Below are 10,036 nucleotides of genomic sequence, written 5' to 3' on the forward strand. Positions count from 1 at the left end.
ACCGTCGAAAATGATCCGCTCAATTCAGATATTGCGGCAACCGAACTCGCAACCTCAAAATCAACCAAAATGACGGGAGATAGCGCAGCTATTCTTGCCGATATTCCGGGAGTAAGTCTCTACAATATGGGAAGTAGTGCTTCATTGCCGGTTATCCATGGTATGGCTGATGATCGTGTCAAAATCGATATCGACGGCATGACCATCACCTCAGCCTGCCCGAACCACATGAATCCGGCACTCTCTTATATTGATACTACTAAAATTGAATCCATTGACGTTATGGCGGGAATTACCCCCGTAAGTGAAGGAGGTGACAGTATCGGAGGAACGATTGCAGTCAAATCCAAAGATCCTCTTTTTGCAAAAAACAGTAGCGAAGCTCTTATAAGCGGAGAAATTTCCGGTTTTTATCGCAGCAATAATCAAGCACGCGGAGCTTCAGTAAGCGCATCAGCAGCAAATGATAAAATCAGCGTCAACTATTCAGGATATGCAGAAAAGGCTGACAATTATAAAAATAGTGACGGTGCCTTAGTCCGAGATACCCTTTACAAGCAAGAAAACCACTCCGCAACTATTGCCTATAAAACCGATGACGGCTATGTATCTCTTAAAATGGCCCAAAGCAATGTCGATTACATCGGTTTTCCCAACCAATACATGGACATGCTCGGCAATAAATCGATTTCGGGTAACTTAAACTATAAAGGCAAAGTCGGTGCATTGTTGATTGATGCCAATGCTTACCGCCAAAATACCGATCACTATATGAATAAGCTTATAGGTGAACGTACCGGCAACATGCCAATGTATACGGAAGCCAAAGAGAGCGGAATCAACCTCAAAGCAACATTACCTCTCACCTCGACCCAAACCCTTAAATTCGGTGCCGATTACGATCGCTATCGTCTTAATGACTGGTGGCCGGCAGATACTGTCAATCATATGGGCGGTATGAATCCAGGAACATTTCTAAACATTAACAACGGCGAACGCGACCGCATCGGACTCTTCACCGAAGCTGTTTCACAATGGAGCAATAAACTTTCCTCCGTCATCGGAGTACGTGCGGACATCATCACTATGGATACGGATGATGTTCACGGATACAATGGATATACTGGCTTTACAGGGGCTAACAACAATGACCCGATTGATGCAGCATATTTTAATGGACTTGATCACAAAATTAAAGACAACAATTTCGATTTCACGGCAACAACGAAATATGAATACAGCAGTACTGCCGACATGGAACTCGGCTTTGCCCGAAAAACCCGTTCACCGAATATATACGAACGTTTTTCATGGGCAGGAAGTTCCGGTACATACAATAACCCTATCCGAATGGATATGAGAATGGTCAACTGGTTCGGAGATGCCAACGGATACGTCGGAAATATCGATCTTGTACCCGAAGTCGCCAATACGGTAAGTGCGACCCTTTCACTCCATGATGCGGCAGAAAAATCATGGGAACTCAAATTAACCCCCTACTACACCAAAGTAAAAGATTTTATTGATATTAATCTTGTCAATCAAGCAAGTGGAATCAACTATTTTCAATTCATAAATGCTGATGCTCATCTATTTGGAGCAGACCTATCAGGATACGCAATATTATGGGACAACAGTGATAACGGCAAAGGAACCCTTAAAGGGACACTTAGTTACACTCGAGGTTTTCGTGATGATGGCGGATCGCTCTATCATATGATGCCGCTGCATGCAAAAATTAGCCTATCACGTATTTCCGGTGCATGGAACAATGGAATTGATGTTGAAAGTGTAGCTGCAAAAGAGTCAGTCGATACACTTCGTAAGGAACCGATGACTCCTGGATATGCGCTAGTCGATCTACGTACCGGCTATGCATGGTCTAAACAGTTTAATATGGATTTCTCCATCACAAACTTCTTTGACAAAGCGTATTCACTTCCACTTGGAGGCGTAGACACGGTTAACAATACAGCCAGCACCTATACACCGCTGCAAGGGATGGGGCGTTCATTTAACGCAGCACTCACTTATAAATTCTAACCTTAAACTGTTTCGTCATTTCCCGCATCTTGCGGGAACTACAGTTGGCTCTCCAAAAACCATCCGAAACCGAACATCAGTCCCGGTGTTTTGGCTTTGGTCTCATCCATGACAAATGCTTTTACCTCACGCACACCGATCTCAACGACTTCTATGGATTCGACACCGATACCGCCGCCGTCATTTACCCTCATAGATTCATTAATTCGGGCTGCATAAAGCGTCTGTACCGATCCTGCAAAACCTACCGCCGTGTAAAACGACGTTACGCGCTCAATCTGATTTAAAGGTACCAAATAGCCGCACTCTTCGAGTATCTCTTCGTGAGCGATCTCGACAAGGGGTTTCTCTTTATCAACGATTCCGGCACACAGCTCATACGTATAACCGTCATTGTTTTTAAGATACACTGGGGGTCGAAACTGTCGAACGACGATGAGAGATTCATGCTCTTCATGATACAAAAGGATCGCGACACTGTCGTGAACTTCTACCATATCCCATGCTTTGGATACCCCTGTTTGGGAATATCGCATCCGTTTCGGCTTTACAAAATCAGACTCTACACACGGTTCGATCGTCACGTTTGTAATCATTGCCACTCTTTAAAAAGGTTTCGGTTTTAGCGTCTGGCTGTCAACATAGTAGGTTTCATGGAAATCAAAATACGGTTTACGTACCGGTTTGGTTTTGAGTGCCTTTTTAAATATTTTATCCATTTTATCCCGTATGGCGACAAAAACTCTCCGCTCTTTTCCGCTAAACCCTTCGGTTGTCTTTTTCATAACGCTCAGAGGATTGATCGCCGTAGTCCCCGAATACATCCCAAAATGGAGATGCGGTCCCGAAGAGAGTCCGGAATTGCCCACATATCCGATCACCTCTCCTTGTTTTACACTGGAACCGTTATGAATACCGCTTCGAAACGATTTTTGGTGCGCATAGAGGCTTGTTAACCCATTGGCATGTCGAATCTTGATGGTATTGCCATAACCCCGAGACGAGCCGGCAAAACAGACACGCCCATCCCCCGTTGAAAGGATCGGTGTCCCCGGACGTGCACCGAAATCGACCCCGACATGGGCACGATAACGGTGCAATATCGGATGGTAACGGCTCTTCGTAAAACCGGAGGTAATACGGGGATTTTTGATCGGGAGTTTGAACAAAAACTTCTCGTATTGTGCCCCTTTTTCATCGTAAAAACGACCGTCGCTGTGGCGGTATACGGTCACTTTTTTTCCGTTAATTTCAACCATCGCACCGTGCACTTCAGGCATTGAAAATGGCTTGCCCAAACGGTATTTTTGAGTATAGACTATAATAATCGGGTCGCCTGCTTTGAACCCTTTTCGAAAATCCACTTTCCCTTTAAACATTTTGACGAAAACGGAAGCCAAATTTTTAGATCCGGTCGCTTTTACTATATCATCGTAAGGGAGACTTTTTATCGGTACATAGAGCGTTTCCGTATACTCTTCGCTCACGATGGGTGTTACTTTCATCGCATAGCGGTTTTTCGGCGTGAGATAAATCTGAAGCTGCAATTCATCATTGACCGGAATTAATATTTGACGAATGATGTTCTTATTGCTCAAAACCATTTGACAATTAGCATTGTAGGGAATATCTTCGGTAAGGGTCTGATCCTCTTTATCGAGATTGTAATAAAGAGAAAGAGGAAGTTTTTTCCGCTCAAGAAAGGTGAGTAGACTTTCACCGTCATTCCATTTGAAAGGTTTTACTGAGCCGCCGAAAAGGAGAAGGGGCAATAATAGCAATATAAAAAGACGGCCCATTCTTATCCTTGGTCGAAATACGCTTAGAAAGCGAAAAAGAATTAAATGATAGCAAAAATTCCATTTACAAAGAGGTGTTTGGCTATAATCACCCCTACTTACTTTACCAAAAGGTTACCATGATGCGCATCTGGCTTATTACTCTTATTACCTGCAGCGTCTTGAACGCTTCCTCTATCACTGCACCGCTACTCGAGATTGAAGAGGATCGGGCAGCCATTGTAGCCGAGAATTTACGGGAGGGGATGAGCGGTTTTATCGTTCGGCAGTTCGATGATACCCACAGTGCCATTATCGCCAATGCGCGCGTTGAAAAGATAAATCCGGTCAATCACCGTGCCCTATTGCAAATCAGTGAGTACACCGGACTTCACCAGAGCGCACTTCCAAGCGGAAACTGGACGCCGAAAGTATCCGACATCGCCGTAATGGCGTATGATTATGAGCGAGCCCTTCTCATCGCTCCTAATGATGATACGTACGATGCAATTACCAAAAGTATCTCCGGGATTGAATGGGTTCATCCCGATAACTATGCTACGTTTCTCTCTTACGAAGGGCATCAGACTCCATTAGTAGATGATTTTAAAAGCTACTGTACCGCCAACTCGGTCGGACTACTCTACATCCAAAGCGCACAGAACCTTTTTACGTTGGATTGTAAAAGCTTTACGCTCCTTCAAACAACCCAATTTGCGAGTATTTCCGAGAAAAAACAAACGCCTTTCTTCACCCGTATTCCAACAATACGCGCCGCATGGTGGGGCAAAGGAAGCTCAAGTTTAGACAGTTATGAGCCTTACTACCTTGAAATAATTGCTTTAAACAATTCAAAGAACAAAGAGCTATATGAGCTATACAAAGCAAAATTTAGCGATAAGAGTGCACTATTGCGTTATTTCGAGATTAAGGAATAAGCAATGCTATCCGCTTCTGCACTAGATTTTTTTACAACCTTACTGGGCAAAGAGAACGTTTACAGCGATAAAGCCCACCTGATTGCCTACAGTTATGACGCAACGCGTGAGCGTTTTGAACCGGAAGCGGTTCTATTTCCCCGCCACGAACAAGATGTCAGCGATATCCTAAAATACTGCAATGAACACCGCATCGTGATCGTCCCGCGCGGAGCCGGAAGCGGTTTTACCGGCGGAGCGTTGCCGGCCAACGGCGGAATCGTTTTGGCCTTTGAAAAGCACATGAACAAAATTCTGGAAATCGATATGCAGAACATGGTCGCTATCGTTCAGCCGGGCGTCGTCAATATGGAACTTCAACGTGCCGCTGAAGAAGTCGGACTGTTTTATCCGCCCGATCCGGCAAGCCAAGAGTACTCGACCATCGGCGGCAATGTCAATGAAAACGCAGGCGGTATGCGCGCTGCCAAATACGGGATTACCAAAGACTACGTCATGGCGATCCGTGCAATACTTCCCAACGGTGATATTATCAAAGCGGGTAAACGGACGATCAAAGATGTCGCCGGCTATAACATTGCAGGGATTTTGATTGCTTCAGAGGGGACATTGGCCGTTACTACTGAAGTGACCCTCAAGCTCCTCTCCAAACCTAAAATGACGAAAACCGCTATGGGAATTTTCCCCACGGTCAACGCAGCCATGGAAGCGGTCTACAAAACCATGGCAAGCGGCGTAACACCCGTAGCCATGGAGTTTTTAGATAACCTCACCATCCGATCTGTAGAACAAGTCTATAAAAAAGGGCTTCCGATAGAAGCGGGAGCCATCTTGGTTACCGATGTGGATGGAAATCTTGAAGAAGATCTCGACTTTCAGCTCTCGTTGATCCAAAAAGTCTTTCAAGAAAATGGATGCAGCGAGTTCAAAATTGCCCAAAACAAACAAGAAGCAAGCGATTTGTGGTTTGCCCGTCGCAATGCCAGCCAATCACTCTCGGTGTACGGCTCTAAAAAAATCAATGAAGATGTCACCGTACCGCGCTCCGCATTGCCTGAGCTGCTCGAAAAATTCGATGCTATCGCTAAAAAATACAACATCAATATCCCCTGCTTCGGCCACACGGGTGATGGCAATGTCCATACGAATGTCATGGTGGACGGAAAAGACCCCGAGCAGGTCAAAATCGGCTATGAAGCAATTCGTGAAGTATTCCAAGCCACAATCGATCTGGGTGGAACGCTCAGCGGAGAGCACGGTATAGGGCTGGCAAAAGCCCCCTATATGTCCATGGCGTTTACCCCTGAAGAGATGGCACTCTTTCAATCAATTAAACGGGCATTCGATCCTAACAATATCCTCAACCCATCCAAAATGGGACTTGAGTAGCCGATGAATATAAAAGCCCTCTGGAGACATCTGAGACGTTTTGTCCTTATGATGTTTGACCGTGAAATCACGGTTTACGCCTCCAGTCTCAGCTTTTATACGATTTTTACCGTTGTACCGCTACTGATTATCTCCCTTAGCCTGATCGCCAATGTCCCGGTATTTGAAGTACAATATGCCAAAATCCAAATTTTAATTTTTGAAAATATGCTCCCGGGTCAAACAACCGCAATCGCCGGATACCTCGAATCGTTTTTTCAAAATTCGGTTCAATTAGGGGTAATCGGATTCACAACGATGATCGTCTCATCGCTACTGTTTTTTCAAAACTTTGAACATATCGTCAGCAAAATTTTTAACGTCGGCAAGCGCGGTGTTTGGGACTCAATTACCACGTACTGGACGCTAATTACTTTAACTCCGATCGTTCTCATCGCCTCCATGAGTTTAAAAGCGTATCTCCAAGCCAATATGACCGGTCTAGCTCTGCACGCCCTCTCTATTTTCCCTTTTTTACTCCTGTGGAGTATATTTTTTCTTATCTATAAAATCGCCGTCAATGCCGATGTATCCCCCAAAGCCGCCGCCATTAGTTCTTTTGTTGTCGCCATAGTTTGGGGAATAGCCAAAAACAGTTTTATCCAGTATGTCTTCTATAACAAAACCTATGCAACGATGTACGGCTCTTTCTCAGCGCTCATCTTTTTCTTTTTATGGATTTATGTTTCATGGATTATTGTCATCTACGGTATGAAACTATGCTATCTGATAAATCGCGCTACCCAAAGTAGTGATTCCCAAGACACCTAAAACCCAAAAAGCCTCTTTTCGTTTCATCGCACCAAGGGCTAAAACAATACTCCCTATTCCGACCCACATCGGTATTACCACTTTCTTTACCTCCGCGGTTTCAAACAATCCGATGAGATACGGATCAAAGAAATTCCCCCATGGCGTTAAATGCAACGCTAAAACAACCGGGTAATAAAGATTAAAGATCAAAGCGATCGCAATGGAACCGATATGAGCCCACCCGAAAATAGCGAAAATAGCGAGTGAAATCGGCAGAAGGACGAGATAGCACCAAATGTGAAGTGCCAAAAAGATTTGCCAAGGCTTCCAATGCTCATAATATCGGACAAAAATAAAAATTGACAGAACGCCGAACGTCGAAAACCAAAACGACAACGAGAAAAAAAGTCTCGGAAAAAATGCGAGCAATATCCCTATCGCAATCAACAGTGTCTGAAAAGAGATAATCTTAACACCGCGATCATAAAGCCAATACCCCACTATAATCATTCCGAATGAACGTATCATTGCCGGATTAAATTCTAAAATTGCGAGATATGCAAAAAGCAGCCCTCCTACCACCCAAAAAAGATCACGATTACCGTGACGATACGGAAAATAGCGATTTTGTACCCAACGGTACGGAGCTCTTAAAAAGAAATAGGCAATCAAACTCAAAATTCCGAAGTCACTAGTAAGTTTTTAAATTATGTAAATATTCAAATGTCCTGATATTGGTTATTTCCGTAATTTTAGCATATACATCATTTCTTGTATAACAATGTAATTATAAGTCAATATATTTACATCCAAACTCCGATGAAAGAAATTGATTGTTTATTGATCCCTCCAATATTAAAAAGATTATAGTCAACTCCTTCTGTAGTAAAAATACTATAGTGAATATTATTTAGATGCTAAAAATAGTAGTTTGACAATACTGAATGAAGTAATTTATCTACCATAGGAGGACGGGTTTATTGTATAGGTTCTAATAATGGGTTTTCGCTTTTTATAAATACTACGCTGAATTAAAACCCTAGACACACCAGAATTAGTCATAATTATAGTATATGTAGCAAGTAAATTATGTTTTTCTTTATCATAACTATCTATTGTTTTATATGTATTGATCAAATATTTAAAAATAACTTCACCAATTCTTTCTTCAAGTGTAACAGTTTCCTTCTCCGAAGCAATTAATAGTTTATTTATATATGAGATATTAATACTAGTCATAAATAACACTCCAATTATAAATTTCCTATATCTGTTAAAATCAACTTAATCACTTGAATCATATCAAAAGTAATTTAATCATATACTAGCATAAGTGATTCAGTATAAATTTATGTCTACAGAAACATTAGTTCAATACAATAGTAATAATTTATGATCTCAAATAATATACAAAAAATAAAAGATAAAGAGCAAATACTTTATCGTGAATTAAATCAATTAAAAATATATACGCCAAATTGGCTATGGCAAACTATCCTAAGGACTATATCATTTGGATATATTGATTTAAATGACAAAAAGCAAAAAAAAATACATTCTCTATCTTTTAAATTAAAGCAACTGAAAGAAGAAATTGAACAATTTGTTAATATTGAAATTAATTTAGATATCCTTGAAAATGAAATAAATTCAATATACATTAACAATTATAAAAAAATATTATTTTATCAGAGACTACTTCATATACTTGGCTCAAATGAAAATTACGAAATATCAAACGAAACAAAGAAATATCCATCAATATCTTCATTTTTTATCAATCAAGATTTATTTATAAAAAGAGCTAACGATTTATTTATAGAGAAAGAAAAAAAAGATTATTCAGTATTTTTTGAAACAGTTGAAGCAAACCCATTAACAGAAAATCAAAAAAATGCAGTATTAATAAATGAAGATAATAATTTGGTTATTGCAGGTGCTGGCTCTGGGAAAACCAGTGTCATTGTGGCAAAAATTGGTTATCTAACTAAAAGAAACTTTGCTGAACCCGAAGATATTCTAGTATTGGCTTTTAACAAAAAAGCTGTAGAAGAAATAGAAGAAAGAATCACTGAAAAACTCAATATAAAAACGAATATAAGTACTTTTCATGCTTTTGGTTTGCATATTATAGGAGAAACCAGTAAAAAGCCAATAATTTGTTCTTGGGCAGTAGATGATAAAGAATTGAATAAATTAATCCGAAATATCATAAAAGAAAAACTTACTGAAGTTGATTTCTTTAAATTATTTAAAAAATACTTTCTTGAACACTTTGTTCCCTATAAAAATGAATTTGATTTTAAGAACAAAGGTGAGTACTATGATTATATTAAGAATTATGATTTAAGAACGTTAAATGGAGAGTTGGTAAAAAGTTATGAAGAATGTGAAATATCCAATTTTTTAAGACTAAAAAATATTAATTATATTTATGAACATCGGTATGAATTTGAAACATCAACTTCTCAATATAGACAATATCAACCTGATTTTTATTTACCGGATTATGATATTTATATAGAACATTTTGGAATTTCAAAAGATAATAAAACTGCGCCTTACATTGATAATGAAAAATACCTAGCTGGTATTCAATGGAAAAGAAATATACATAATCAATATAAAACAAAGCTAATAGAGACATATAGTTATGAAAAAACTGAAGGAAAATTGCTATATCTTTTAGAAAGTAAACTTAAGAGTCATGGTGTTGTCTTAGAAGACATCCCTTTTGAAGATGCATTAGCAATATTTAACCAATCAAATGGTGCTGTAGATAGATTTACAAAACTGACAATTCAATTTCTCAATCATTTTAAAAGTAATAACTTTACTATTGATACAATTGAAAAAAGAATTAATTTTTTAGATTTTAGGACAAAAGCTTTTTTGAATATATTTGAGACAATTTTTAATGAGTATGAAAAAAAGAAGCAAGAAGCAAACTGTATTGATTTTTATGACATGATTAATGATGCAGTGAGTATTTTACAAAGTAAAAAGTATAAAACAAAATATAAATATATTTTAATTGATTAGTTCCAAGACATATCTTCGAGTAGAAGCAAATTAATCAAAGTACTAAGTGATCAA

8 protein-coding genes are annotated in these 10,036 nt (G+C 39.6%); 5 read left to right on the plus strand and 3 right to left on the minus strand.

Annotated elements, in window-relative coordinates:
• Positions 1-2,043, plus strand: a 2,043-nt coding sequence (locus Q0C19_RS08495; RefSeq protein ID WP_295055077.1) for a TonB-dependent receptor, incomplete at its 5' end; no start/stop codon positions are given.
• Positions 2,044-2,081: 38 nt separating this feature from the next.
• Here the strand turns inward: Q0C19_RS08495 and Q0C19_RS08500 are convergent.
• Both Q0C19_RS08500 and Q0C19_RS08505 read right to left on the minus strand, forming a co-directional pair.
• Complete coding sequence (locus Q0C19_RS08500) at positions 2,082-2,639, minus strand: NUDIX hydrolase (protein WP_295055079.1); 558 nt, start codon at positions 2,637-2,639, stop codon at positions 2,082-2,084.
• Positions 2,640-2,648: 9 nt separating this feature from the next.
• Positions 2,649-3,842 (minus strand): peptidoglycan DD-metalloendopeptidase family protein, encoded by a 1,194-nt coding sequence (locus tag Q0C19_RS08505; protein ID WP_295055081.1) that lies wholly within the window; start codon positions 3,840-3,842, stop codon positions 2,649-2,651.
• Between the two features lie 119 nt (positions 3,843-3,961).
• Here Q0C19_RS08505 and Q0C19_RS08510 point away from each other — a divergent pair, with 119 nt between their 5' ends.
• Genes Q0C19_RS08510 through Q0C19_RS08520 form a run of 3 tightly spaced genes read left to right on the plus strand, consistent with a single transcriptional unit; the run spans position 3,962 to position 6,958 of the window.
• Complete coding sequence (locus tag Q0C19_RS08510) at positions 3,962-4,759, plus strand: plasminogen-binding N-terminal domain-containing protein (RefSeq protein ID WP_295055083.1); 798 nt, start codon at positions 3,962-3,964, stop codon at positions 4,757-4,759.
• 3 nt (positions 4,760-4,762) lie between these two features.
• Entirely contained in the window at positions 4,763-6,148 is a 1,386-nt protein-coding gene (locus Q0C19_RS08515) for an FAD-linked oxidase C-terminal domain-containing protein (protein WP_295055085.1), read from the plus strand.
• A 3-nt stretch (positions 6,149-6,151) separates the two neighbouring features.
• On the plus strand, positions 6,152-6,958 hold the full coding sequence (locus Q0C19_RS08520; RefSeq protein ID WP_295055087.1) for a YihY family inner membrane protein: 807 nt from the start codon (positions 6,152-6,154) through the stop codon (positions 6,956-6,958).
• On the opposite strand, the gene Q0C19_RS08525 is transcribed toward Q0C19_RS08520, so the two are convergent.
• Positions 6,905-7,618, minus strand: a complete 714-nt coding sequence (locus Q0C19_RS08525; protein WP_295055089.1) for a ComEC/Rec2 family competence protein — start codon at positions 7,616-7,618, stop codon at positions 6,905-6,907. The genes Q0C19_RS08520 and Q0C19_RS08525 overlap by 54 nt on opposite strands.
• Before the next feature lie 714 nt (positions 7,619-8,332).
• Between Q0C19_RS08525 and Q0C19_RS08530 the strand changes: the two genes are divergently transcribed.
• A complete protein-coding gene (locus Q0C19_RS08530) occupies positions 8,333-9,982 on the plus strand; it encodes a UvrD-helicase domain-containing protein (protein ID WP_295055091.1) in 1,650 nt (549 codons plus the stop codon).
• The last annotated feature ends 54 nt before the right edge of the window (positions 9,983-10,036 follow it).

Source organism: Sulfuricurvum sp., from assembly GCF_023250475.1.
Classification (GTDB): domain Bacteria; phylum Campylobacterota; class Campylobacteria; order Campylobacterales; family Sulfurimonadaceae; genus Sulfuricurvum.

Coding starts and splice junctions, on each gene's coding strand:
- Q0C19_RS08505 (WP_295055081.1), bottom strand. CDS start 3,842: ATGGGCCGTCTTTTTATATTGCTATTATTGCCCCTTCTCCTTTTCGGC.
- Q0C19_RS08515 (WP_295055085.1), top strand. CDS start 4,763: ATGCTATCCGCTTCTGCACTAGATTTTTTTACAACCTTACTGGGCAAA.
- Q0C19_RS08500 (WP_295055079.1), bottom strand. CDS start 2,639: ATGATTACAAACGTGACGATCGAACCGTGTGTAGAGTCTGATTTTGTA.
- Q0C19_RS08530 (WP_295055091.1), top strand. CDS start 8,333: ATGATCTCAAATAATATACAAAAAATAAAAGATAAAGAGCAAATACTT.
- Q0C19_RS08510 (WP_295055083.1), top strand. CDS start 3,962: ATGATGCGCATCTGGCTTATTACTCTTATTACCTGCAGCGTCTTGAAC.
- Q0C19_RS08520 (WP_295055087.1), top strand. CDS start 6,152: ATGAATATAAAAGCCCTCTGGAGACATCTGAGACGTTTTGTCCTTATG.